Raw genomic sequence first — 22,951 nt, forward strand, 5'->3', positions numbered from 1 at the left:
TCCTTTCGCGTTCCGGGGCCGACAGGGCCCTTTCGCCATCAACTCTCCGCGAGCCGGAGGGTTCCACGCCAGCACGACGGGGGCGCGGCGCAGGATACGCGCGAGACATCAGAACAGGCCGTCTGGCGGGTCGGCGACGATGCGGCCGCCTTTCACATCGACGGTGGGGATCACGGCGCGGGTGAACGGCAGCAGCACCGTGGCCTTCAGGTTCGGTCCGTGGATTTCCAGCAGATCGCCTGCGCCATGATCATGGACGGCGCGCACGGTGCCCAATTGGGTGCCGCCGGTGTCGAACACCGCCAGCCCGATCAGATCGGCGTGGTAGAATTCATGATCCGGCAGGTCAGGCAGAACATCGCGCCCGGCAAACAGGCGCACGCCCTTGAGCGCGTCGGCCTCTTCCTTGGTGCGGACCCCGGACAGGCGCGCGGCAAACCCATTGGTGATGGAGCGGGCGAGGGTGACCTCGTAGCTTTGGGTGCCATCCTCGGTCCATAGCGGGCCGTAGCTCGCCACATCCTCCGGATCGGCGCAGAAGCTCTTCAGCCGGACTTCGCCTTTCACGCCGAAGGAGCCGGCAATGGCGGCGACGCAGACGCGGGGGTCAGTCATCGGGGACCTCGGATATGAAACGGCACGGAAGCGACGGGATGCGTCGCGGTCCACCGCCCGGCCCCGTGGGGGACGGACGGCGGCGATGTCATGCGGGCAGCGCGCCCGGTGGCGCCCGGCCGGGCCGGGCGCCGGGGCCGATTACTCGGCGGACTGCTCTTCGGCGGGGGCGTTCGCAGCTTCGGCAGCGGCGGCGGCCTTCGCGGCACGCTCTTCGGCGCGCTCTTCGGCTTTCTTGCCGGGCTTCGCTTTCTTGGGGTTGTTGCGCTCGGCCTTCTCGGCGGCGCCAGCAGCTTCGAGGAAGCGCTGGATGCGGTCGGTCGGCTTGGCGCCCTGAGCGATCCAGTGCTGCACACGCTCGATATCCATCACCACGCGGCGCTCGTCATCCTTGGCGAGCAGCGGGTTGTAGGTGCCGAGCTTCTCGATAAAGCGGCCGTCGCGGGGCATGCGGCTGTCGGTGGCAACGATGGCGTAGTGGGGGCGTTTCTTGGAGCCGCCACGGGCGAGCCGGATCTTCATGGCCATGTCTGTTCTCCTTGAGATGGCGTTCTTTGGTCTGGTGCACCGCGGGGAGGCGCGGCGCGGGGGTCGGTTATTCCTGATGCGCCTTATGGTGGCGGATCACCTCCTGAATGATGAAATTCAGGAATTTTTTGGCGAATTCGGGGTCGAGGTCGGCCTCCTTCGCCAGATCTTCGAGCCGGGCGATCTGCTGCTCCTCGCGGGAGGGATCGCTGGGCGGAAGGTCATGTTCGGCCTTCAGGCGGCCAACATTCTGCGTGTGCTTGAACCGCTCGCCCAGCGTGTAGACGAGGATCGCGTCAAGCCGGTCGATGCTGGCGCGGTGTTCCAGCAGCAGCTGGGCGGCGCGGGCGGCGTCATCGGACAGATCGTCAGAGACATGAGCCGCAGGCATGGTGTTCGATTTCGTGTCGGTCATTGCAGCGCTCACTTCTTCTTGCCGAAGCCGGACAGGCCCGGCGGCAATGCGCCGCCGCCCAGACCGGGCATGCCGCCCATGCCACCCATTCCGCCCATGCCGGGCGCGCCCATCTTGCGGGCAGCCGCTTCCAGCGCCTTGGGGTCCATGGTGGAGGGATCGGGCATGCCGCCCTTGCCGAACATGCCCTTCATCGCGCCCTTGAGCATGCCCTTCTTGCCCATCTTCTTCATCATGTCCGCCATCTGGCGGTGCATTTTCAGAAGTTTGTTCAGTTCGGCCACTTCCAGACCGGCGCCCTTGGCGATCCGTTTCTTGCGGCTGGCCTGCAACAGGGCGGGGTTGGCGCGTTCGCGCTTGGTCATGGAATTGATCAGCGCGATCTGGCGGCGCAGCATGCGGTCATCGACGCCCGCGCCTTCCATCTGGCCTTTCATCTTGCCCATGCCGGGCATCATGCCCATCAGGCCTTCCATGCCGCCCATCTTGAGCATCTGATCCAGCTGCATCCGCAGGTCGTTCATCGAGAACTGACCCTTCTGGAAGCGCTTCATCATCCGCTCGGCCTGTTCGGCCTCGATGGTTTCCTGTGCCTTCTCGACCAGCGCGACGATGTCGCCCATGCCAAGGATACGGCCCGCGATCCGGTCGGGGTGGAATTCCTCCAGCGCGTCCATCTTCTCGCCGAGGCCGACGAACTTGATCGGCTTGCCGGTGATCGCGCGCATCGACAGGGCCGCACCGCCGCGCCCGTCGCCATCCATCCGCGTCAGCACGACGCCGGAGACGCCGATCTTGCCGTCGAATTCCTGTGCGACGTTGACGGCGTCCTGACCGGTCAGGCCATCGACGACCAGCAGGGTTTCGCGCGGCTTGACCACATCGCGGACCGACTGCACTTCGTCCATCAGCACATCGTCGATATGCAGACGCCCGGCGGTGTCCAGCATGTAGACGTCGTAGCCGCCCAGTGCTGCCTGCTGTTTGGCGCGCGTGGCGATCTGCACCGGGGTCTGACCCTTGACGATCGGCAGTGTGTCAACGCCGATCTGCTGGCCGAGGATCGCGAGCTGTTCCATCGCTGCCGGGCGGTTCACGTCGAGCGAGGCCATCAGCACCCGCTTGCCGTTGCGCTGGCTGAGCCTGCGGGCGAGCTTGGCGGTGGTGGTCGTCTTACCCGACCCCTGCAAACCGACCATCAGGATCGGCGCGGGCGGGTTGTCGATCTTCATCTCGCCGGGGTTGGCGTCGTCGCCCGACAGCACATGCACCAGTTCGTCATGGACGATCTTGACGACCTGCTGGCCCGGAGTGACCGATTTGGTCACCGCCTGACCCGTGGCCTTATCCTGCACAGCCTTGACGAAGGCGCGGGCGACGGGCAGCGATACGTCGGCTTCCAGCAGCGCGACGCGCACCTCGCGCAGGGCGGTTTTGACGTCCTCATCGGACAGCGCGCCTTGCTTGGTCAGGCGCTCAAAGACCCCAGAGAGTCGATCGGACAGGTTCTCGAACATGTTCCGGCCCTCCTGCGGCCCTTTAACATTGGTCTGCCCCATGTAGGAACCGACCGCCCAAACGCCAACGACACCAGTGGGCGAAACTCGCTGACTGGTGGCGATCCCGGCTAAAGGCACGGGACCGGAAGCTGTCTCACTTCCGGATGGTCGGGTCGGGCCATACTGCGCGGGGGGCGCGGAGTCAAGCGCGGCAGGGGGCGGGCTTGCTCAGGGGCCGTCGATTGACGAGGCCCTATAAGGTCCGCCCAGCGAGGCGCGTTCCCTCAAGTGCCGCGCGGCTTGGCGCACCCCCTTAAGTCCCGCGCGGCTTGGCGCGCAAGGTCGGTGCGGCCTCGGTCGGGTCTTCGGGCCACGGATGGCGCGGGTAGCGCCCGCGCATGTCCTTGCGCACATCCGTATAGGCCCCGGTCCAGAAACCGGGGATATCCATCGTCGTCTGCAAAGGGCGCCCGGCTGGCGACAGCAGGGTGATCCGCAGGGGCAGGCGTTTCGGGCCCACGGTGGGATGCACGGTGGTGCCGAACATCTCTTGTAGCTTCAGCGCGATTTCGGGCGCATCGCCGGAATAATCGATAGGGATCGCGCGGCCTGTCGGGGTGGTGAAACGCGCGGGCACCTCGCGATCCAGCCGGGTTTTCGCGTCCCAGCCCAGACGCATCTCCAGCGCGGGCAGCAGATCCAGCGCGCGCAGATCTTCGGCCGTGCGTTGATGGGTGAGGTGCGGCAGCAGCCACGTCTCCAGCGTATTCAGCAAGGCAGGCTCGCTCAGATCGGCGATCTCTCCACCTTCGGCCCGGTAAAGCTCCGCACGCGCCTGCAAGCGCCGCGCCGCTCCCGACCACGGCAGCCCCAACTGGCGCAGGCCGTCGAGCGCGGCGCGGCTCAAGGCCTCCGGCGGGGCGTCTTTCCATGTGCGGTCGCTCAGCGCGATGGCGCCAAGCCGCTCCTGCTCGCGCGCGATGACGCGCCGTTCCCGGCGCGACCATTCCGCCACCTGAACCCAGCCGATGCGGTCGCCCAGCACCTCGCGCAGGGCACCTTCGGCAATCGGCAGGGCCAACCTGATGCGGGCCTCGCGGGTGTCACCGTCCAGATCGGCGGCGACCAGCAAGCGCTGTCCTGCGAGCGGATCGGCGGCATCGATCACCGCGCCCTTGCCACCGGACAGGAGCCAACGCGGCGCATCACCGGGGCGGCGCAGACCAATGCGGTCGGGATAGGCGAGTGCCAGAAGCTGCGCCGGATCAAGCTGCACCTGCGTCTGCCCCTGCGTTGGGCGAGGGGCGGCGGCGGCCAGACGCTTGGCCTCCGCACGGATACGCTCCAGCGCGGGGCGATGCGCCTGTGCCGCGGCCTGCCGATCCCCGCGCAGCGCCGCCAACCGCAGCGACAGATCGGCGGAGGCGCCCCGCAACGGATCACGGTCCGCCAGCAGCGCGGCCAAGGGCGCGGCGATTTTGCCCCCGATGGCAATCATATGGCCCAGTCGTGGATGCAGCGGCAGCCCGGCCAGCACCCGCCCATGCGCGGTGATGGAGCCCGCCTGATCCAGCGCGCCCAGATCGCGCAGCAGCGCGCGGGCCTCGGCCAGCGCGGCCTCGGGCGGGGGCGTCAGGAAGGGCAGGTCGTCGGCCCCCCATTGCGCCAGTTCCAGCGCCAGCCCGGTCAGGTCGGCGGCTTCGATCTCTGCCGGGGCATGGGCGGGCCGCGCGCCGTCCTCGCCTTTGGTCCACAGGCGATACGCCCGGCCCGGAGACAGGCGCCCGGCGCGACCCGCACGCTGTTCGGCCTCGGCGCGGGAGGCAGGCTCCGTCACCAGCCGCGACATGCCGGAGCCGGGATCGAACCGCGCGCGCCGGGCCCGCCCGCCATCGACCACGGCATGGACGCCCTCAATGGTCAGCGACGTTTCCGCAATCGACGTCGCCAGCACGAGTTTTCGCCCGTGTTCCGGCGGGCGGATGGCGGCGCGCTGTTCGGCAAAGGGCAGGGCTCCGTAAAGCGGATGCAGGCTGACCCCCGCAGGCAAATCGCCCAGCTGCGCGGCGGTGCGCCGGATCTCGCCCTCGCCGGGCAGAAAGGCCAGCACACCGCCCGTCGTTTCCGCGAGCGCCCGGCGGATCAGCGCCGCCATGCCGTTTTCGAATCGCTCGGCCTTGGGGCGGGGTTGGTCGAGCCAGATACGTTTCACCGGATAGGCGCGGCCTTCGGAGGTCAGGACCGGCGCGCCCTTCATCAGCGCGGCGACCGGGGCGGCGTCCAGCGTGGCGGACATCACCACCAGCATCAGATCCTCGCGCAGCGCGGCGCGCACCTCCAGCGCCAGGGCCAGCCCCAAATCGGCGTTGAGCGAACGTTCGTGGAATTCGTCGAACAGAATCGCGCCGATGCCGGGCAATTCGGGATCGGACTGGATCATTCGCGTCAGGATGCCTTCGGTCACCACCTCGATCCGGGTGCGGGCGCTGGTCTTGGCCTCGCCCCGGATGCGGTAGCCCACGGTCTCGCCGCAGGGTTCACCCAGCGTTTCCGCCATCCGCTCGGCACTGGCGCGCGCGGCCAGACGCCGCGGCTCCAGCATCAGGATGCGCCCCGTGACCAGCCCGGCGTCGAGGATCGCCAGCGGCACGCGCGTGGTTTTCCCCGCGCCCGGCGGGGCTTGCAACACCGCCCGCCCCGCGCCGCGCAGCGCGGCGATCAGATCGGGCAGAATGGCGTCGATGGGCAGGGGCGCGAATTGGGTCATGAGCCGCGTTATCGGGCAGATCGCGGTTAAGGTGAAGGCCTGCAGGCCTGCCGCACCCGCCCACGAAAAAGGCGCGCCCCCGGAAGGAAGCGCGCCTGAAGCTCGTCGTGCCGAATTTACTGCGACAGTCTTACTGGGCCGCGGTGATGCGACCGTCGGTGTAGGGCTGGTAGGGGCCCTGCTCGGCCAGATACTCCGCCGTGACATCAGCCAGATCGGGGCCGAAGTCATAGGCGTTCTCGCCCTCGACGAACATGGAGTAGCCGTCACCGCCATTGCGGACGTAGTTGTTGGTCACCACGCCATAGGTCGCGGCTTCGTCGATGGGCTGCCATTCGCCATCCATGTCGACCATCACCTCGGACACGCGGCTGCCGGCTTCGGCGCTGGCGTCGAAGGTGAACTTCAGCCCGGCGACCTGCGGGAACCGGCCTGCGCCTTCCTCGACTTGGCTAACGCCGTTTTCCAGCGCCGCGATGACGGTGGCGCCATCGGTCTGGAAGGTCGACAGCGTATTCTGGAACGGCAGCACGGTCAGCACTTCGCCCATCGTCACTTCGCCCGCGTCGATGGAGGCGCGCAGACCCCCGCTGTTGGCGATGGCGATCTGGATGCCCTGATCGGCAACCCGGTCCAGCATCGCATCGGCGACGAGGTTGCCCATCGAGCATTCCTGCGCGCGGCAGATGGTGCGGTCGCCTTCGATGGCTTCGGCGCTTTCGGCCACGACCTTGTTGCGGATCTCATCCAACGGCACGGCGGCTTCGGCGATGCGCGATACGGTCGCTTCGTCCTCGGTCACCGCGGCGTCCATGATGAGCGGCGCGCCACTGGCCTGCGTGATCGTGCCTTCGTCGTCGAAGGTCACGTTCAGTTCGCCCAGAAACTTGCCATAGGCATAGGCCGACACGATGGCAGTGTCGCCGACCATGGTCGGGTAGGGGCCCTCGGCGCCGTCCATATCGCCCAGCAGGGTGTTGGTGTGGCCACCGACGATCACGTCGACGCCGGTAGTGTTCTCGGCCACCGTTTTGTCCACGCCGTAGCCCGAATGGCTCAGCACGACGATTTTGTTGACGCCCTCTTCGGTCAGGCGGTCCACCTCGCCCTGCACGGCATCCGAGGGATCGGTGAAGATGATGTTCTTGCCGGGGCTGGCCAGTTCATGGGTGTCCTGCGGCGTCAGGCCGATGAGACCGATTTTCTCACCGCCGACCTCGACCGTGGTCGATTTCATCAGAACGTCCGCCAGCAGCGGCTCGCCCGACACATCGGCGTTCGACATCAGGATCGGGAAGTTGATCTCGTCCATGAAGCCGCGCAGCACCTCGGGGCCATCGTCGAATTCGTGGTTGCCCACGGTCATCGCGTCATAGCCGAGCTTGTTCATCATCTCGGCGGCGAGCTTGCCCTTGTAATAGGTGTAGAACAGCGTGCCCTGAAACTGGTCCCCGCCATCGACGAGCAGCGAATTGTCGGCCCGCTCGCGCGCGTCCTTGATCGCGGTCACGAGACGCGCGGTCCCGCCAAAGCATTCGCCGGCGGTGTTGTCCTCGGCGGAGCAGCCGGAATCGTATTTCGAGATCGGCTCGAACCGGGCATGGAAATCGTTGGTATGCAGAATGGTGAGCGAATACTCGGCCGAGGCGGCGCCGGCGGTCAACGCCAGGGCGGCCACGGTGGAAAGGATGCGAATGGACATGAACTGAGCTCTCCCGTTGGTGTGCGACTCAAAGCTTTACCGCCCGGTCAAAAGGAGTCAAAGGCGGACGCGGTTATCGCTACGGCAATTGCGTAACGGTTGTGCAACCGCGATACCGTGCGCGGCGAAATGGCCCTGCGATTTCAAGCGCGAAGGTCGAAACGGGCGTTTTGTCGCCGTAAAAGCGTGATTGACCCGCGCCCGTTTCACGGGCATTTCCGCGCCATGCTGATCTACAAGATATTCCGCCGCTCCGAATGGGAGAGCTTCCGCGCCGCAGGGGAGACGCTGGGCGCGCCGGTCGACCTTGCTGATGGATACATCCATTTCTCGACCTCCGAGACGGTCGCGGCGACGGCAGAGAAGCATTTCACGACCGAAAGCGATCTTGTTCTGGTCGCGGTCGATGTGGAGGCGCTGGGCCCGCAGGTAAAGTGGGAGCCCTCGCGCGGCGGTGCGCTGTTTCCGCACCTGTATCGCGCGCTGCGATTGGACGAGGTGGTCTGGGATAAATCGCTGCCCTTGGGCGCGGCTGGTCATATCTTCCCGGAGGGCGTGGTATGAGCCTTGTCGAGCGGGCCGGGCTTTCGGTGCTGCAGAAATTCGACCCCGAAACCGCACATGGGCTGGCGCTGCGCGCGTTGAGCGCCGGGCTTGTCCCGCTGCCGGGGCCGGTGTCGTCGCCGCGTCTGGGCGTCCGGCTGGCTGGGCTGGACTTACCCAACCCGATTGGTCTGGCTGCGGGGTTCGACAAGAACGGCACCGCGATGGGGCCGCTGGCACGCGCGGGGTTCGGTTTTATCGAATTGGGCGGTATCACGCCGCGTCCGCAGGTGGGCAATGACAAGCCCCGGCTCTGGCGGCTCAGCCGGGACCGGGCAGTGATCAACCGTTTCGGGTTCAACAATGACGGCGCCGCCGCGATGGCTATCCGTCTCTCGGCCCGGCCCCGTGGCGCGGTGATCGGCCTGAACCTTGGTGCCAACAAGGACAGCGCGGACCGCGCGGCGGATTACGCCGAGGTGCTGCGCATCTGCGGGGCCAATGTGGATTTCGCCACCGTCAACGTATCCTCCCCGAATACCGAGAAACTGCGCGATCTGCAGGGCCCCGCCGCGCTGCGCGCGTTGCTGGCGGGTGTGCTGGAAGTGCGCGCCAAGATCGCCCGCCGGGTGCCGATTTTCCTTAAAATCGCGCCGGACCTGTCGGACGCTGAACTGGCCGCCATCGCCGAGGTCGCGATGGATATGGGCGTGGACGGCATCGTCGCCACCAACACGACCCTTGATCGCGAGGGGCTCAGCAGCCGCAAGGCGCAGAATGCTGGTGGCCTGTCTGGCGCGCCGCTGTTCGAGAAATCCACCCGCGTGCTGGCGCGGCTGTCGCGGGACACGGCAGGCAACGTGCCCTTGATCGGTGTTGGCGGGATCGGCTCTGCTGAGCAGGCCTATGAGAAGATCCGCGCAGGCGCGACGGTGGTGCAGCTTTACTCCGCGATGGTGTTTGAGGGGCTGAGCCTTGCGGCGCGGGTCGCGCAGGGACTGGACCGGTTGCTGGAGCGCGACGGCTTTGCCAATGTCAGCGATGCGGTGGGCACCGGGCGCGACGACTGGCTTTAAGCTGCCGCGTCAGTCCGCGCCATGCACCGCGCTGCGTTCCAGTGCCGGATAGCGCAGCCCCAAGGTCAGCCCCCGCAGCGCGTAGCTCAGGTTCAGCGCGGCCCATAGCCCGTGATTGCCGTAAAGTGGCATCAGCACGGCCACCGCTGCGTAATAGCCCAGCACCGACAGCACCATCATGTTGCGCATGTCGCGGGTGCGGGTCGCGCCGATGAACGCCCCATCCAGCATCCAGCTGGTCAACCCGGTCAGCGGCGCGATCACCATCCAGAATAGGTAATGGCGCGCGGCTTCGCGCACTGGCTCTGCGGTGGTCATCACGTCGATAATCGCAGGTCCGCCCAGACCGAAGGCCAGCGCCAGCAGGGCCGCCGTGATCAACCCCCACAGCGCGGTAAAGCGCAGGCCGCGTCGCACGCGGGCCGGATCGCGGGCGCCGAATGCCTGCCCGATCAGCGCCTCGGCGGCAAAGGCGAACCCGTCCAGCGCCGACGCCGTGATATTCAGAAATTGAAACAGCACTTGGTTAGCGGCCAGTTGCACGTCCCCGAAATCCGAGCCGAAGAACATGAAGCTGACCACAATGGTCTGAAGCAACAGCGACCGGATCAGGATGTCGGTGTTCACCGCGGCCATCCGCTTTAGCCGGGGGCGGTCGAACACCCGCGCCCAGTCGCGCCATGCGGGCACCCGGAATGCCGCTCGGCAGAGCCACAGCGCCAGCAGGACACCCGACCATTCCGCGATCACGGTCGCTGCGGCGACACCGCCGACCCCCATGCCGAACCCCAGCACGAACACCAGATCCAGCAGGATGTTCACGCCGTTCATCCAGACCTGAATCACCAGCACCGAGCGCGTTCGTTCCAGCGCAATAAGCCAGCCGGTGATGGCGTAGACCGCGATGGCCGCCGGGGCTGACCAGATGCGGATCGCCATATATCCGCGGGCAAGGGTCTCCACCTCGTCACTGGCGGGGGCGACCCGGAACGCACCGGCGAAGAGTGGGTATTGCAGAGCGATCAGACCCAGCCCGGCGGCACCGGCGATCATCAGGCCACGGGTCAGCATGGCGGCCACTTCGGCGGTGTTGCCCGCGCCATGCGCCTGCCCGGTCAGCCCAGCCGTGCCCATCCGCAGGAAGCCGAAAATCCAGTAGATCGCGGTCAGGACCACCGCGCCGATGCCGACCGCGCCGATGGGGGGCGCCGCGCCCAGCTGGCCGATCACGCCGGTATCGACCGCCCCCAGAATGGGCGTTGTGGCATTGGACAGCACGATCGGCAGCGCGATGGCCAGCACGCGGCGGTGCCCGATGACGCGCGGTGCGGCGGGGCTGGCGATGTCGCTCATGGGCGGGGGGTCACGCCGCAGGGCCTGCCGCATCGCCACGCCCGAACGGGGCGGGCAATTGCGCGGGATCAGGCATCAGGAAATGGCCGGTCGCCTGCGCGAACAGGCGGCTGCGATTGTCCTGCCAGCCTTCGACATGGACCGAGGCGTAGCGCCGCCCGGAGCGGTTCACCCGTGCCCGTGCATAGGCATCGCGCGGCAGGCCGGAGCGCAGGAAGTCGATGGTAAAGTCGATGGTCTTGGGCAGGCGCGGCAGCGTTTCGGGCGTCAGGGTCGCGGCGTCGATCTCGCCCCGCTCCACCGGAGCCCAGATCATGGACCACGCCAATTCGATCATCGCGGTCATTTCCAGAAAGGCCGAGGTCGCCCCCCCATGCATGGCGGGCAGCATCGGATTGCCGGTCAGCGCGTCGCGCCACGGCAGAACCGCGGTTAACTCGTCGCCGCGACGGTCAAAACGGATACCCATGAAGGCCGCGAAGGGCACCGCCTGCACCAGCGCCGACAGCGCCGCATCGCGCCGTTCCTTGACCACCTGCACCGGTTCGGGCGTGCGCGGCGGGCGGGGCGGGGTCTGCGTCGTGCTCATGATCCGTCTCCCTGACCCATGCGCCCGCGTGTCACGGTAAAGGTGCCTGCGGCGGTGGCGACGGGCACATCGGTGTCCTCATCAACGGCCCGCGCGCGCACAAAGGCCACGTTGCGGGTCGCATGGTAGCATTCGGCCTCGGCGGTGATGCGCTGGCCCGGCGTGGCGGGGCGCATGTAATCGATCCGCAGATCCAGCGTGGCAGTCGTGGCGACACCGGGATGGCACATCACCGCCGCACCTGCGGTGGTATCGATCAGCGCCGATACCGCGCCGCCGTGAATCACGCCCGTAGCCGGGTCGCCGATCAGCCGCGCGTCATAGGGCATCGACACAACCGCACGACCGTTGTCGAGCGCGTCGATTCGCATGCCCAACGCATGTGCGAATGGCAGCGCCTCGATGAATTGATGCGCGACTGTGTCCTGACGGGTGGTTTCGTCCGGGGTGCCGGCGGGATCAGCGCCCGGCGATGACGGATCGGAGGTGTGGGTCATGAGCATATCCTTCGCGCCGGTTATCGACCCAAGCCCCGCCGGGACGCAAGCCTTGCCGCCGCGGGCGCCACATGTTGACGTGACGAAGAAGGCTATGCCGTTGAAGGTGGACGGTGTTAGACCTACGGTTGTCAGGCCGACCACTGGCCAGACCGAGCGGAGGATCACGCCAGCATGAGCGACGAGCGTTTGAGCTTCAAGGAGATGTGCAGCAGGTTCGATGTGACCCCGCGCACCCTGCGATACTATGAGTATATTGAACTGCTGACCCCCGAGAAGGAGGGCCGCAGCCGATTCTACGGCCCGCGCGAAGTGGCGCGGATGACGTTGATCCTGCGCGGCAGGCGGTTCGGCTTCAGTCTGGAGGAAATCCGGCAGTGGCTCCAGATATACGAGACCAAGGGCACCCGCGTGCAGATGGAGGCATGGCTGGAACTGGCCGACCGTCAGATCGCGGCACTGACCCAGCAGGAAGAGGAGCTGGCCCGCACCCTCGCGGACCTACGCCGCCTGCGCGAAGAGACTCGCCAGAATATGACGTGACGTCCCACGCGAAATGGCCCCTTCCGGGACACCCGTTTCGGGAGTGAGGCCACTTTGTTTTCCTAGCAAAATTGCGCATTACCCAGCGGAAGCTTTTGCATGATTGCGCGGGGCGCGAAGTGACGCCGCGTAACAATTCCGGCGCGATGAGAATTTCTTGTAAGCTCGAATTAATTCACGCATCTCCGGCGTCCCGATCGAAAGAAAGAACGCAAACGGAGATCGAAACTGATGAACGAAGACCTGATGACGATCCGCGAGATGTGCGACACCTTCGAGGTGACCCCGCGGACCCTGAGGTTCTACGAAGCCAAGGAGTTGCTCGCCCCCTTTCGTGAAGGCCAGAAACGGTGGTTCACTCGGCGTGATCGCGCCCGGTTGAAGCTGATCCTGCGCGGCAAGCGCTTTGGCTTCAGCCTCGAGGAAATCCGCCAGCTTCTCGACCTTTATGACCTGAACGACCATCAGGTTACCCAGCTGAGCCGCACCCATGAAATGGGCCGTGCGCATCTGGCCGATCTGGAACGTCAGCGCGCCGAGCTTGATGAAGCGGTGAGCGAGCTGAACGACCAGCTGAAGCTCGTCGAATCGATGCTCGACGAGGTGACCGCGAGCCGGGCCGCCGAATAAGCGGCCCGCCCCCGTCATCCCCGGCAGGCCGGGGTGAGCAGGGCGGGGTCGGCAGGGGAGGCAGCAGGAGGAATGCAAAGGCTGCCTCGGCCATAGGGCCGGGGCGATACAGAAAAGGGAGAGAGAACCATGCCGAGCTACATGGCGCCGAACCAGGACATCCAATTTGTTCTGCACGAGGTGCTCAAGGTCGCCCAGAACGACACGCCGGGATATGACGAACTCGACGCGGAGTTTACCTCCGCCGTTCTGGAGGAGGCCGGCAAGCTCGCCTCCGAGGTTCTCGCCCCCCTCAACACCGTCGGCGATACCGAAGGCTGCACGCTGGAAAACGGTATTGTGCGCACGCCTACCGGCTTCAAGGCCGCGTTCGACAAGATGCGCGAAGGCGGCTGGACCGCTCTCGACTGTGACGCCGATTACGGCGGGCAGGGCATGCCCTATGTGCTCAACACCGCCGTAGGCGAATTGTTTGTGTCGGCCAACATGGCCTTCAATATGTATCAGGGCCTGACCCACGGGGCCTATACCGCGATCCACGCCCACGGGTCTGACGCACAGAAAACGACCTATCTGGAAAAGCTCGCCACCTGCGAATGGACCGGCACCATGAACCTGACGGAGCCCCATTGCGGCACCGATCTGGGCCTGCTGCGCACCAAGGCGGAGGCGCAGGACGATGGCAGCTACAAGATCACCGGGCAGAAGATCTTTATCTCCGCCGGGGATCACGATCTGGCTGACAACATCATCCATCTGGTGCTGGCAAAGGCGCCCGGCGGCGGCGAAGGCACCCGGGGCATCAGCTTGTTCATCGTGCCGAAGTTCATGGTCAACGATGACGGCTCGCTCGGTGATCGTAACGCGGTTTCAGTCGGCAAGATCGAAGAGAAGATGGGCATCCACGGCAACTCGACCTGCGTGCTCGATTACGACGGGGCCACCGGCTATCTGCTGGGCGACCTGCACAAAGGCATGCGGGCGATGTTCACGATGATGAACGAGGCCCGGCTGGGTGTCGGCCTGCAAGGCTACGCTCAGGCCGAAGCCGCCTATCAGAACGCGGTCGCCTATGCCCGCGATCGGCTACAGGGGCGGGACGTGACCGGGGCGAAAAATCCCGATGGCCCTGCTGACCCGCTGATCGTGCATCCCGACGTGCGCCGCATGTTGCTGGATCAGAAAAGCTTCGTCGAAGGCGCGCGCGCATTCACCTATTGGGGCGCGTACCTGATTGACGAGGCCCATCGCAAGAACGACGCCGCCGCGCTGGGGCTGGTCAGCCTACTGACGCCGGTGATCAAGGGCTTCCTGACCGATAAGGGCTTTGACGCCACGATTCAGGCCCAGCAGGTCTATGGCGGTCACGGCTATATCGAAGAATGGGGCATGTCCCAATTTGCCCGCGATGCCCGGATCGCCATGATCTACGAAGGGGCCAACGGCGTTCAGGCGCTGGACCTTGTGGGGCGCAAACTGGCGCAGGATGGCGGCAAGCATGTCATGGCCTTCTTCGATTTGGTAAAAAGCTTCATCAAGGAAAACGAAGGCGACGCGGCTCTGAAGGCCGATTTTCTCGACCCGCTGAAGGCCGCGAGCAAGGATCTTCAGACCGCTGGTATGTTCTTCATGCAGAACGGCATGAAAGACCCCAATGCCGCGCTGGCCGGATCAAGCGACTTCATGCACCTGTTCGGGCATGTCTGCCTTGGCCTGATGTGGGCCCGCAGCGCCAAGGCGGCGCGCGCCGCGCTTGATGCGGGCACGGGCGATGCGGCGTTCTATGAGACCAAGCTGCTGACCGGGCGCTACTACATGGCGCGCCAGTTGCCCGCGACGCGGATGCATCTGGCCCGCATCGAAAGCGGCGCCGAGCCGGTGATGGCACTGGACGCCGACCGGTTCTAAGCCGATCCTCGGGGCGCGCGCGGCACGGTCCGCGCGCGCCCTCGAAGGAGCCCCCAATGCCCAAGCGCCTGCGCCTGACCCGCCGATTCTCCGTTGCGATGAGCGAGGACGGCTATCGTCGTCTGCGGCGGCTGGCGGCGGAGGCGGGGCTTGATGAGGGCGAGTTGCTGTCATTTCTGTTCGAGAATCTCGACAGCGTGATCGACGAAGACAAATTTGGGCACCGTCTGCGGCTGTTCAACGCCGAACTGGACGCGCGGAAGCGCTGATCCGGTCCGGGGGGCGTGGGTATCCGGCGCCAACACCCGCTGCTGATTTGTGCCGTTGCGTCGTGAGTATTTCAGGGAAGCCGAAGTGGCTTTACCCTCGCGCAGCCGATGTCATGCTGCACCCATCGCGGGAGAGGAATGAACCATGACCATCAAGCTGCATTGCTTTGGCGAGAGCGGAAACAGCTACAAGGCGGCGTTGCCGTTGGACTTGTCCGGGCTTGGCTGGGAGCCGGTGAAGGTGGATTTCTTTAACGGTGAGGCGCGGGGCGAGGCCTATCGCGCGCTCAACCCGATGGGCGAGGCACCCATGCTTGTCGCGGGCGATCTGTGTCTGACCCAGTCCGGGGTGATCCAATCGTGGATCACCGAACAGACCGGGCAGTTCGGCGGCGCCGACCGGGCAGAGGCGCGCGAGGTGCTGCGCTGGGTTCTGTGGGACAACCACAAACTGTCGTCGCAAGCGGGCACGGTGCGCTTTCTTGCCAATTTCCTGCCCGAGGATAAACGGCCCGCTGGTGTGATCCCGTTCCTGCAAGGGCGCCTGCGCGCGGCGTATCAAGTGCTTGATGCGCATCTTGCGGGGCGCGACTGGATTGTCGGCGACGGCCCTACCAACGCTGATTTTTCCTGCTGCGGCTACCTGTATTACCCCGAGCCGTTCGGCTTCGACCGGGCCGATTGGCCCGCCATCGACGCTTGGCTCGACCGGATCGCCGCCCTGCCGGGCTGGCAACACCCCTATGACCTGATGCCGGGGCATCCGTCGGACCGCGCGTGACGCCGGACGACAGCCCACGACACATGAAGGAGGAGACCACATGACCGAGGCCTATATCTACGACGCCGTGCGCACCCCGCGCGGCAAAGGCCGCAAGGATGGCAGCCTGCACGAGGTCACCTCGGTGCGGCTGTCGGCGGTGACGCTGAACGCGCTGAAGGACCGCAACGGGCTGGAAGGCCACGCTGTCGAAGACGTGATCTGGGGCAATGCCACGCAGGTGATGGAGCAGGGCGGCTGTCTGGCTCGCACCGCGGTGCTGGCGTCTAAGCTGGATGAACGCATTCCGGGCCTGTCGATCAACCGCTTCTGCGCCAGCGGTATGGAGGCGGTGAACCTTGCCGCCAATCAGGTGCGTGGCGGGGCTGGTGACGGCTACATCGCCGGCGGCGTCGAAATGATGAGCCGCGTTGCGATGGGGTCCGACGGGGCGGCGATTGCCGTCGATCCGACCGTCGCGATGAAAAGCTATTTCGTGCCGCAGGGCATCAGCGCCGACATCATCGCCACCATGTATGGCGTGACCCGCGATCAGGCCGATGCGCTGGCGGTCGAAAGCCAGAAACGCGCCGCTGCGGCATGGGAAGCCGGGTATTTCGACAAGACCGTGATTCCGGTGACGGATCAAAACGGATTGCCGATCCTGACCCGCGACGAATATCTGCGCCCCGACACCAATATGCAAAGCCTCGGCGCATTGCGTCCGGCGTTCAAGGACATGGGCGAAGTCATGCCCGGCTTCGATGCTGTGGCGCTGATGAAATACCCGCAGCTAGAGCGCATCGACCACATCCACCATGCAGGCAACAGCTCCGGCATCGTGGACGGGGCGGCGGGCGTTCTGATCGGGTCCAAGGCGTTTGGCGAAGCCCACGGGCTGAAGCCGCGCGCCCGCATTCGCGCCACGGCCAAGATCGGCACCGATCCCACCATCATGCTCACCGGCCCGGTTCCCGTGACCGAGAAGATCCTCGCCGATAGCGGCATGAGCATCGGCGATATCGACCTGTTCGAAGTGAACGAGGCGTTTGCCTCGGTCGTGCTGCGCTTCATGCAGGCTTTCGATGTCGATCCGGCAAAGGTGAACCCGAATGGCGGGGCCATCGCCATGGGTCACCCGCTGGGCGCGACCGGCGCGATCATCATTGGCGCGTTGCTCGACGAGATGGAGCGCGCCGACAAGGAAACCGGCTTGGCCACGCTATGCGTCGCGTCCGGCATGGGCGCCGCGACCATTCTGGAACGCGTGTGAGAGGGGGAGAGCAGATGACCGATTTCACCATGAAGACCGACGCCGACGGCGTCGCCATCATCACCTGGGACGTGCCGGGCAAGTCGATGAACGTGCTCAGCATCGCCGCGTTGGAACAGCTGATCGCCCATGTCGAGGCCGCCCTGGCCGATGACGCGGTCAAGGGCATCGTCATCACCTCCGCCAAGGCCGACTTCGCCGGTGGCATGGACCTGAACGTTCTGGCGCGGATGCGCGAGGATGCGGGCGATGAACCGGCCCGCGGCCTGTTCGAAGGCATCATGCAGATGCACAAGGCGCTGCGCCTCATCGAGCGCGCGGGCATGGATGACAAGAACAAGGGCGGCAAACCTATCGCCGCCGCGCTGCCGGGCACCGCGCTGGGCATCGGTCTGGAAATCCCACTGGCCTGTCACCGCATCTTTGCCGCCGATAATCCGAAGGCCAAGATCGGCCTGCCTGAAATCATGGTCGGCATCTTCCCCGGTGCTGGCGGCACCACGCGGTTGGTGCGCAAGCTGGGTGTCATGACAGCCTCGCCGTTCCTTCTGGAAGGCAAGCTGTCGGACCCGCAGAAGGCGCGCGCCGCAGGCATCATCGACGAGGTCGTGGACGATCCCGTCGCCGCCGCGAAAGCATGGGTGCTGGGCGCGGGGGACGCCGATATCGTGAAGCCGTGGGATCAGAAGGGCTATAAGCTGCCCGGCGGCGCGCCCTATCACCCGGCAGGGTTCATGACCTTTGTCGGCGCATCCGCGATGGTGCATGGCAAGACCAAGGGCGTCTACCCGGCGGCCAAGGCGATGCTGTCGGCGGTCTACGAAGGCGCGATGGTGCCGTTTGACACCGCGCTGAAAATCGAAGCGCGCTGGTTCACCAACGTTCTGATGAACCCGTCCTCCTCCGCAATGATCCGGTCGCTGTTTATCAACAAGACCGCGCTGGAGAAGGGCGCGAACCGCCCCGACGCGCCTGATCAGACGGTGAAGAAGGTCGGCGTCATCGGCGCAGGGATGATGGGCGCGGGTATCGCGCTGGTCTCCGCGCAGGCGGGGATCGAGGTGGTGCTGGTCGATGCCAGCCAAGAGGCCGCCGAGCGCGGTAAATCCTATACCGCCGATTACATGGACAAGGGCATCGCCCGGAAGAAGGCCACGCCCGAGAAGAAGGACGCGGCGCTGGCGCGCATCACCGCGACCGACGATTACCAGCAGCTTGCCGGTTGCGACCTGATCGTCGAGGCGGTGTTCGAAGACCCCAAGGTCAAGGCCGAGGTCACCGCCAAGGTCGAAGCCATCGTCGGCCCGGACTGCATCTTTGCCACCAACACCTCAACCCTGCCGATCACCGATCTGGCCCGCGCCAGCGCCCGGCCCGAGAAGTTCATCGGCATCCACTTCTTCTCCCCGGTCGAGAAGATGGCGCTGGTGGAGATCATCAAGGGCGAGCAAACCGGCGATGCCGCCGTGGCCAAGGCGCTCGATTTCGTGCGCCAGATCCGCAAGACGCCCATCGTGGTCAATGATGCGCGCTTCTTCTACGCGAACCGCTGCATCATCCCTTACATCAACGAAGGCATCCGCATGGTCGCCGAAGGGGTGGAGCCTGCGCTGATCGAAAACGCGGCGAAGCTGGTGGGCATGCCGCTCGGGCCGCTGCAACTGGTCGATGAGACCTCGATCGACCTTGGCGTGAAAATCGCCAAAGCCACCCGCGCCGCGATGGGCGATGCCTATCCCGACGGGGCGGTGGACGAGGTGCTGTTCTGGATGGCCGATCAGGGCCGTCTGGGCCGCAAATCCAAATCCGGCTTCTATGCCTATGACGACAAAGGCAAGCGTCAGGGACTGTGGGATGGGCTGGCCGGGAAATACCCGGTGGCCGACACCCAGCCCGATCTGGCTGAAGTGCAGCAGCGCCTGCTGTTCGCGCAGGTGCTGGAGGCGGTGCGGGCCTTTGAGGATGGCGTGCTGACCGACATTCGCGAAGGCGATGTGGGCGCGATCCTTGGCTGGGGCTTTGCGCCGTGGTCGGGGGGGCCGTTCGGCTGGCTTGACATCATCGGTGCTGAACGGGCGGTGGAATTCACCGAAGTGCTGACCGCCACCCACGGCGACCGTTTCGCCACGCCGCAATTGCTGCGGGACATGGCGGCAGCGGGCGACAGCTTCTACGAGCGGTTCGGTGACGGGGCCGCAATGGTTCAGGCTGCCTGATCGAAGCGATAGCCGAACCGGGCAATATCAGGAGCGCAGAGCCGGGCGACCAGCTCTGCGCTTTTGTCGTCATAGTAGCTGCGGAAATCGGCGCGGCGGGTGCTGGCATTCACGCCTGCGGGCAGGGTCAGCGGAAATCCCAGATGCGCGCGGACGGGGGCCAGATCCTGTTCCAGCGCCTCCAGCCGGACGAAAGCCGCGCAGTGCTCCACCCCGTCCGCGCGGCGCATGTAGCTGCCATAGGGCGCGTTGTGCAGGCTCGCGCGGGTCTGGGGATGCGCCAGAAACGCCGCAAAGGACAAATCCCGCGCCAGTCCGACTGCCGGATGATCGAAGCTCTGCCCGCGCAGCCAGTGATAGTAGCTCACCACGCGGTCCCACGGATTGCGCACCAGCGTGAAGGTGAAAAGACCCGCGATCTCGGCATCCGGGATCAGGCCCGAAATATCCGCAAGCGTGCTGTGTTTCCAAAGCCGCCCGCGTGCCGTGACCCCGGTCAGCCGCCGCTTGCGCCGCCGGGCCTTGGGCGTGTCGCCGATCAGGATATCGTCGGCCATCGCGCGGGCCTCCAGCGCCAGCGCCATCGCGGTGCCGCCGGTCTTGGGGATATGGACAAAGATATAGCCACGGCCACGGGAGATAATCATGCGATCGACGCTAGCGTCTGCGCGCGATCTGGGCCAGCATCCGTGCGGGTGGCGATTGTTCGCCACACGGGCCTGCGCTATCGTGCCGGCATGACAAGAGGCAGACGAGCAGGCCCATCGCCCAAATGACGGCGCTATCGCAGTATCAGCGGCTGGAATGTCCCGGCGTCTGGACGCCCGAACCGGGCGCCCGCAGGATCAACGTGATCGTGTCCTTCGGCAACAGCTCGCTTGTGATTTCGGATGGCAACAACCGGGCGCTCAGCCATTGGTCGCTGGCCGCGACGGAACGAGTGAACCCGGACGAAAGCCCGGCCTTCTACAGCCCGACCGCCGAAGCGTCTGAATTGCTGGAAATCGACGACGATACCATGATCGAGGCCATCGAAACCGTGCGCCGTGCGGTCAACCGCACCCGCCCGGTGCGGGGGCGGCTGCGGGTGTTGGGGCTTGTCGGCTCGGCGGCGGCGGTGTTGGCGTTAGGTGTGTTCTGGCTGCCCGGCGCCTTGGCCCGCCACACGGTCGACGTGGTGCCGGATCCGACCCGCGCGGAAATCGGCGCGCAATTGTTTCAGGCCATCGACCGCGTGTCCGGCGAGCCATGCCGCACGACGCGGGGTGAGCGCGCGCTGGCCAAAATGCACACCCGATTGGTGCCGCCCGGTGCGGGGGGCGGGCTGATCGTTTTGCCGGATGGGGTGCGGGGCGCGGTCAGCCTGCCGGGCGGGCTCATCCTGCTCGACCGGCGTCTGGTCGAGGATTACGATACGCCGGATGTGGCTGCGGGCTATGTGCTGGCGGAATTGTCGCGCCACGAAGACCCGCTGATGCGCCTGCTCGACACCGCTGGCGTGCGCGCCACCCTGCGGCTGCTGACCACGGGCACGATGAGCGAAAGCATCCTGACGGATTATGCGGAGGCGCTGGTTGCCACCCCGCCGACGCCCGCCACCATCGACCAGCAACTGGCCGAGTTCGCCCGCGCAAAGGTATCCTCGACGCCCTATGCCTATGCCAAGGATGTCACCGGCGAGGCCACGCTGCCGCTGATCGAAGCGGACCCCATGCGCGGCGGCGACGCGGTGGAGGTTCTGGCCGATAGTGATTGGGTGGCGTTGCAAGGCATCTGCGGGCAGTAGCCCGTGCTGCAATCAAACAGCTGCAAAAGCGACGCCCCGCCCGATGTCTCGGGCGGGGCGTTTTACCTGATGAAACCTGCGAGGTTTTTGGTCTTCTTGTTATCTGCGGAGAAAGGCGTCGGAATAGCCCGCACGCCGGGCCGCGCCGAGCGCGGCGTTTAACTGTCCGGCATCCGTGAATGGCCCGGCCAGAACAATCTGAAGTGGCTTTCCGTTTTGCCGGGTCGCAGCCGTGCGCACCGGCAAGCCCATTGCGCGCAGCCGGTTCACGGCTTTGCCGACATTTGCGGGCGCGCCATAGGTGCCCACCTGCACATACCGTGCGGCGGTCGGGGCCGAAGCAGCGGTTTTCGGAGCGGATTTGGACGAATAGCGGGGGGCCGCGCTGCCGGTCGGCTGGGTCAGGATCAGGCGCCGGTTTTCGGTAATGACGCCGGAGCCTGCGGCGGGGCGATTGGTGTTGTGCCGCCCGTCGGTGTTGACGCGGCGATACCCGTTCGGTGTCGGCGCATCGGGGCCGATTAGCAGCATCGGGCCTTTCAGATCGCCGCTGCGCCGGGTGCGCACGGCCCCGGCATTGCTGTCATCATAGGGGCTGATGTCCTGCGGGCCGCACCGCGCACCGGGGTTGATATAGGGTGCGCTTGCCGCGGATACGCCGGGGCAGGCAGGCTGCCGGACGACGCGCTGTGTGCGCGCGGGGACTGCGGCGCGGGCCTTTGCCTGCGCGGCGGCACGGGCATTGGCCTGTGCCTGCGCCTGAGCGCGCGCGTTGGCCTGTGCCTGTGCCTGTGCCTTGGCATGCGCGGCGGCTTGCGCCTGTGCGCGGGCGTTTGCCTCTGCCTGCGCACGGGCGGCGGCCTGCGCTTTCGCTTGTGCCGCGCTTACGGTGCGGACCGCAGGAGCGGCCTGCACAGGCGCCGCAACCACGGGCGCGGGTTTCGCGGGGGATTGCGGTGCGGGTGCGACGGCGCGGGCGAGGCTCGGCTGCTGTCCGCAGATCACATTGCGCTTGCGATCCACACGGGGCACCCAGCGCACCGCACCACCGAAGCCCGCGCGAATATAAACGCAGCCTTGGCTGTCGATATACTGATTGGCCGTGTAGCTGCTCGGCGGATATTCGGCAGGCTGGTCTTTCGACCGCAGCGTCTGGGCGTGACCGGCGCTGACGGCGATCCCACTGACGAGAAACGCCGCGAGGAGCATTCTGCTGGCAGACATCGTATTCCCCACAAGATGTTGTGAAACTGTGTCCGAAAGGCACCAGCTAGTAAAGGTTTATTTCGTGCCGAACATCCGGTCACCCGCATCGCCCAGTCCGGGCACGATGTAGCCCTTTTCGTTCAGGCACTCATCCAGAGCGGCGGTGACGATGGGCACATCGGGATGCGCCTCCTTCATCCGCGCGACGCCTTCGGGCGCGGCCAGCAGGCACAGGAACCGGATGTTGGTGGCACCCGCCTTTTTCAGCAGGTCGATCGCCGCAGCAGAGCTGTTGCCGGTGGCCAGCATCGGGTCGACGGCGATCACCAACCGGTCGTCCAGCGCCTCGGGCACCTTGAAGTAGTATTGGACCGGCTGAAGCGTTTCTTCGTCCCGGTAGAGCCCGACGAATCCGACCCGCGCCGAAGGGATCAGTTCCAGAACCCCGTCGAGCAGGCCGTTGCCCGCCCGCAGGATCGAAATCAGCGCCAGCTTTTTGCCTGCCAGCACCGGGGCGTCCATCGGTTGCAGCGGTGTGTCGACGGTTTCCGTCGTCAGTTCCAACTCGCGGGTAATCTCATAGGCCAGAAGCTGCGAAATCTCGCGCAGCAATTGCCGGAACAGGGCGGTCGGCGTGTCGCGCTTGCGCATCAGCGTGAGCTTATGCTGCACCAGCGGGTGGGTGACGACGGTCAGGTGGTCGCTCATCTCGAATAGCCTCGCGCGCGGAAAACTTGGATCGCTCCGGTGCTAGCCTCCGCGCGGCGTCGGGTAAA

22 protein-coding genes are annotated in these 22,951 nt (G+C 65.9%); 10 read left to right on the forward strand and 12 right to left on the reverse strand.

All coding sequences use genetic code 11. The annotated features are described in order from the left end of the window. Nucleotides 1-108 precede the first annotated feature (108 nt). The 6 genes from rimM to CBW24_RS02625 form a co-directional block, all read right to left on the reverse strand. Complete coding sequence (rimM, locus tag CBW24_RS02600; RefSeq protein ID WP_097372579.1) at nt 109-615, reverse strand: ribosome maturation factor RimM; 507 nt, start codon at nt 613-615, stop codon at nt 109-111. Nucleotides 616-756: 141 nt separating this feature from the next. Further along, nucleotides 757-1,143: a 30S ribosomal protein S16 gene (rpsP, locus tag CBW24_RS02605; protein WP_088662407.1), complete on the reverse strand. Its 387-nt coding sequence runs from the start codon at nt 1,141-1,143 to the stop codon at nt 757-759. Nucleotides 1,144-1,210: 67 nt separating this feature from the next. Next, nucleotides 1,211-1,534, reverse strand: coding sequence for a chorismate mutase (locus tag CBW24_RS02610; RefSeq protein ID WP_198405247.1), 324 nt, complete (start codon nt 1,532-1,534; stop codon nt 1,211-1,213). A gap of 32 nt (nt 1,535-1,566) precedes the next feature. Further along, nucleotides 1,567-3,075: a signal recognition particle protein gene (gene ffh, locus CBW24_RS02615; protein WP_088662406.1), complete on the reverse strand. Its 1,509-nt coding sequence runs from the start codon at nt 3,073-3,075 to the stop codon at nt 1,567-1,569. 295 nt (nt 3,076-3,370) lie between these two features. Next, nucleotides 3,371-5,824, reverse strand: a complete 2,454-nt coding sequence (gene hrpB / locus CBW24_RS02620; protein ID WP_097372580.1) for an ATP-dependent helicase HrpB — start codon at nt 5,822-5,824, stop codon at nt 3,371-3,373. 130 nt (nt 5,825-5,954) lie between these two features. Continuing rightward, nucleotides 5,955-7,526, reverse strand: coding sequence for a bifunctional metallophosphatase/5'-nucleotidase (locus CBW24_RS02625; RefSeq protein ID WP_097372581.1), 1,572 nt, complete (start codon nt 7,524-7,526; stop codon nt 5,955-5,957). A 225-nt stretch (nt 7,527-7,751) separates the two neighbouring features. Here CBW24_RS02625 and CBW24_RS02630 point away from each other — a divergent pair, with 225 nt between their 5' ends. Then, a complete protein-coding gene (locus tag CBW24_RS02630; RefSeq protein WP_088662589.1) occupies nt 7,752-8,090 on the forward strand; it encodes a DUF952 domain-containing protein in 339 nt (112 codons plus the stop codon). After that, nucleotides 8,087-9,145 (forward strand): quinone-dependent dihydroorotate dehydrogenase, encoded by a 1,059-nt coding sequence (locus tag CBW24_RS02635; RefSeq protein ID WP_097372582.1) that lies wholly within the window; start codon nt 8,087-8,089, stop codon nt 9,143-9,145. The genes CBW24_RS02630 and CBW24_RS02635 overlap by 4 nt, the downstream gene beginning before the upstream one ends. Before the next feature lie 9 nt (nt 9,146-9,154). On the opposite strand, the gene CBW24_RS02640 is transcribed toward CBW24_RS02635, so the two are convergent. From CBW24_RS02640 to CBW24_RS02650, 3 genes are read right to left on the reverse strand one after another with little or no spacing between them, the layout of a single operon-like run. Further along, a complete protein-coding gene (locus CBW24_RS02640; protein ID WP_097374101.1) occupies nt 9,155-10,498 on the reverse strand; it encodes an MATE family efflux transporter in 1,344 nt (447 codons plus the stop codon). A gap of 10 nt (nt 10,499-10,508) precedes the next feature. Next, nucleotides 10,509-11,087: a PaaI family thioesterase gene (locus CBW24_RS02645; RefSeq protein ID WP_097372583.1), complete on the reverse strand. Its 579-nt coding sequence runs from the start codon at nt 11,085-11,087 to the stop codon at nt 10,509-10,511. Beyond that, nucleotides 11,084-11,584 (reverse strand): PaaI family thioesterase, encoded by a 501-nt coding sequence (locus CBW24_RS02650; RefSeq protein ID WP_088662401.1) that lies wholly within the window; start codon nt 11,582-11,584, stop codon nt 11,084-11,086. Before CBW24_RS02650 ends, CBW24_RS02645 begins: the two co-directional genes overlap by 4 nt. Nucleotides 11,585-11,758: 174 nt before the next feature. Here CBW24_RS02650 and CBW24_RS02655 point away from each other — a divergent pair, with 174 nt between their 5' ends. The 7 genes from CBW24_RS02655 (at nt 11,759) to CBW24_RS02685 (ending at nt 19,183) form a co-directional block, all read left to right on the forward strand. Beyond that, nucleotides 11,759-12,127, forward strand: coding sequence for a MerR family transcriptional regulator (locus CBW24_RS02655; protein WP_088662400.1), 369 nt, complete (start codon nt 11,759-11,761; stop codon nt 12,125-12,127). A gap of 231 nt (nt 12,128-12,358) precedes the next feature. After that, entirely contained in the window at nt 12,359-12,757 is a 399-nt protein-coding gene (locus CBW24_RS02660; protein ID WP_097372584.1) for a MerR family transcriptional regulator, read from the forward strand. A 129-nt stretch (nt 12,758-12,886) separates the two neighbouring features. Then, a complete protein-coding gene (locus CBW24_RS02665) occupies nt 12,887-14,665 on the forward strand; it encodes an acyl-CoA dehydrogenase C-terminal domain-containing protein (protein ID WP_097372585.1) in 1,779 nt (592 codons plus the stop codon). 56 nt (nt 14,666-14,721) lie between these two features. Further along, nucleotides 14,722-14,934, forward strand: coding sequence for a hypothetical protein (locus CBW24_RS02670; RefSeq protein ID WP_097372586.1), 213 nt, complete (start codon nt 14,722-14,724; stop codon nt 14,932-14,934). Between the two features lie 145 nt (nt 14,935-15,079). Then, complete coding sequence (locus CBW24_RS02675) at nt 15,080-15,715, forward strand: glutathione S-transferase family protein (RefSeq protein WP_097372587.1); 636 nt, start codon at nt 15,080-15,082, stop codon at nt 15,713-15,715. A 40-nt stretch (nt 15,716-15,755) separates the two neighbouring features. After that, complete coding sequence (locus CBW24_RS02680) at nt 15,756-16,967, forward strand: acetyl-CoA C-acetyltransferase (protein ID WP_097372588.1); 1,212 nt, start codon at nt 15,756-15,758, stop codon at nt 16,965-16,967. 14 nt (nt 16,968-16,981) lie between these two features. After that, nucleotides 16,982-19,183 carry a 3-hydroxyacyl-CoA dehydrogenase NAD-binding domain-containing protein gene (locus CBW24_RS02685; protein WP_097372589.1) on the forward strand — a complete coding sequence of 734 codons (2,202 nt, stop codon included), beginning with the start codon at nt 16,982-16,984 and terminating at the stop codon, nt 19,181-19,183. Here the strand turns inward: CBW24_RS02685 and CBW24_RS02690 are convergent. Continuing rightward, nucleotides 19,171-19,830: a sulfotransferase family protein gene (locus CBW24_RS02690; protein ID WP_097372590.1), complete on the reverse strand. Its 660-nt coding sequence runs from the start codon at nt 19,828-19,830 to the stop codon at nt 19,171-19,173. The two genes, CBW24_RS02685 and CBW24_RS02690, sit on opposite strands and share 13 nt — an antisense overlap. A gap of 125 nt (nt 19,831-19,955) precedes the next feature. On the opposite strand from CBW24_RS02690, the gene CBW24_RS02695 reads away from it, so the two are divergent. Further along, nucleotides 19,956-20,969, forward strand: coding sequence for a hypothetical protein (locus tag CBW24_RS02695; protein ID WP_088662392.1), 1,014 nt, complete (start codon nt 19,956-19,958; stop codon nt 20,967-20,969). A 99-nt stretch (nt 20,970-21,068) separates the two neighbouring features. Here the strand turns inward: CBW24_RS02695 and CBW24_RS02700 are convergent, their stop codons facing one another. Both CBW24_RS02700 and upp read right to left on the reverse strand, forming a co-directional pair. Further along, nucleotides 21,069-22,193 carry an SPOR domain-containing protein gene (locus tag CBW24_RS02700; RefSeq protein WP_157773030.1) on the reverse strand — a complete coding sequence of 375 codons (1,125 nt, stop codon included), beginning with the start codon at nt 22,191-22,193 and terminating at the stop codon, nt 21,069-21,071. A gap of 57 nt (nt 22,194-22,250) precedes the next feature. Then, a complete protein-coding gene (upp, locus tag CBW24_RS02705; RefSeq protein WP_088662390.1) occupies nt 22,251-22,883 on the reverse strand; it encodes a uracil phosphoribosyltransferase in 633 nt (210 codons plus the stop codon). Between the last annotated feature and the right edge of the window lie 68 nt (nt 22,884-22,951).

The sequence above is a fragment of the Pacificitalea manganoxidans genome (assembly GCF_002504165.1).
Classification (GTDB): Bacteria; Pseudomonadota; Alphaproteobacteria; order Rhodobacterales; family Rhodobacteraceae; genus Pacificitalea; species Pacificitalea manganoxidans.

Excerpts from the sequence above, each read along its gene's own strand:
- rimM (WP_097372579.1), bottom strand. The coding sequence starts at position 615 with ATGACTGACCCCCGCGTCTGCGTCGCCGCCATTGCCGGCTCCTTCGGC.
- rpsP (WP_088662407.1), bottom strand. The coding sequence starts at position 1,143 with ATGGCCATGAAGATCCGGCTCGCCCGTGGCGGCTCCAAGAAACGCCCC.
- CBW24_RS02610 (WP_198405247.1), bottom strand. The coding sequence starts at position 1,534 with ATGCCTGCGGCTCATGTCTCTGACGATCTGTCCGATGACGCCGCCCGC.
- ffh (WP_088662406.1), bottom strand. The coding sequence starts at position 3,075 with ATGTTCGAGAACCTGTCCGATCGACTCTCTGGGGTCTTTGAGCGCCTG.
- hrpB (WP_097372580.1), bottom strand. The coding sequence starts at position 5,824 with ATGACCCAATTCGCGCCCCTGCCCATCGACGCCATTCTGCCCGATCTG.
- CBW24_RS02625 (WP_097372581.1), bottom strand. The coding sequence starts at position 7,526 with ATGTCCATTCGCATCCTTTCCACCGTGGCCGCCCTGGCGTTGACCGCC.
- CBW24_RS02630 (WP_088662589.1), top strand. The coding sequence starts at position 7,752 with ATGCTGATCTACAAGATATTCCGCCGCTCCGAATGGGAGAGCTTCCGC.
- CBW24_RS02635 (WP_097372582.1), top strand. The coding sequence starts at position 8,087 with ATGAGCCTTGTCGAGCGGGCCGGGCTTTCGGTGCTGCAGAAATTCGAC.
- CBW24_RS02640 (WP_097374101.1), bottom strand. The coding sequence starts at position 10,498 with ATGAGCGACATCGCCAGCCCCGCCGCACCGCGCGTCATCGGGCACCGC.
- CBW24_RS02645 (WP_097372583.1), bottom strand. The coding sequence starts at position 11,087 with ATGAGCACGACGCAGACCCCGCCCCGCCCGCCGCGCACGCCCGAACCG.
- CBW24_RS02650 (WP_088662401.1), bottom strand. The coding sequence starts at position 11,584 with ATGACCCACACCTCCGATCCGTCATCGCCGGGCGCTGATCCCGCCGGC.
- CBW24_RS02655 (WP_088662400.1), top strand. The coding sequence starts at position 11,759 with ATGAGCGACGAGCGTTTGAGCTTCAAGGAGATGTGCAGCAGGTTCGAT.
- CBW24_RS02660 (WP_097372584.1), top strand. The coding sequence starts at position 12,359 with ATGAACGAAGACCTGATGACGATCCGCGAGATGTGCGACACCTTCGAG.
- CBW24_RS02665 (WP_097372585.1), top strand. The coding sequence starts at position 12,887 with ATGCCGAGCTACATGGCGCCGAACCAGGACATCCAATTTGTTCTGCAC.
- CBW24_RS02670 (WP_097372586.1), top strand. The coding sequence starts at position 14,722 with ATGCCCAAGCGCCTGCGCCTGACCCGCCGATTCTCCGTTGCGATGAGC.
- CBW24_RS02675 (WP_097372587.1), top strand. The coding sequence starts at position 15,080 with ATGACCATCAAGCTGCATTGCTTTGGCGAGAGCGGAAACAGCTACAAG.
- CBW24_RS02680 (WP_097372588.1), top strand. The coding sequence starts at position 15,756 with ATGACCGAGGCCTATATCTACGACGCCGTGCGCACCCCGCGCGGCAAA.
- CBW24_RS02685 (WP_097372589.1), top strand. The coding sequence starts at position 16,982 with ATGACCGATTTCACCATGAAGACCGACGCCGACGGCGTCGCCATCATC.
- CBW24_RS02690 (WP_097372590.1), bottom strand. The coding sequence starts at position 19,830 with ATGATTATCTCCCGTGGCCGTGGCTATATCTTTGTCCATATCCCCAAG.
- CBW24_RS02695 (WP_088662392.1), top strand. The coding sequence starts at position 19,956 with ATGACGGCGCTATCGCAGTATCAGCGGCTGGAATGTCCCGGCGTCTGG.
- CBW24_RS02700 (WP_157773030.1), bottom strand. The coding sequence starts at position 22,193 with ATGTCTGCCAGCAGAATGCTCCTCGCGGCGTTTCTCGTCAGTGGGATC.
- upp (WP_088662390.1), bottom strand. The coding sequence starts at position 22,883 with ATGAGCGACCACCTGACCGTCGTCACCCACCCGCTGGTGCAGCATAAG.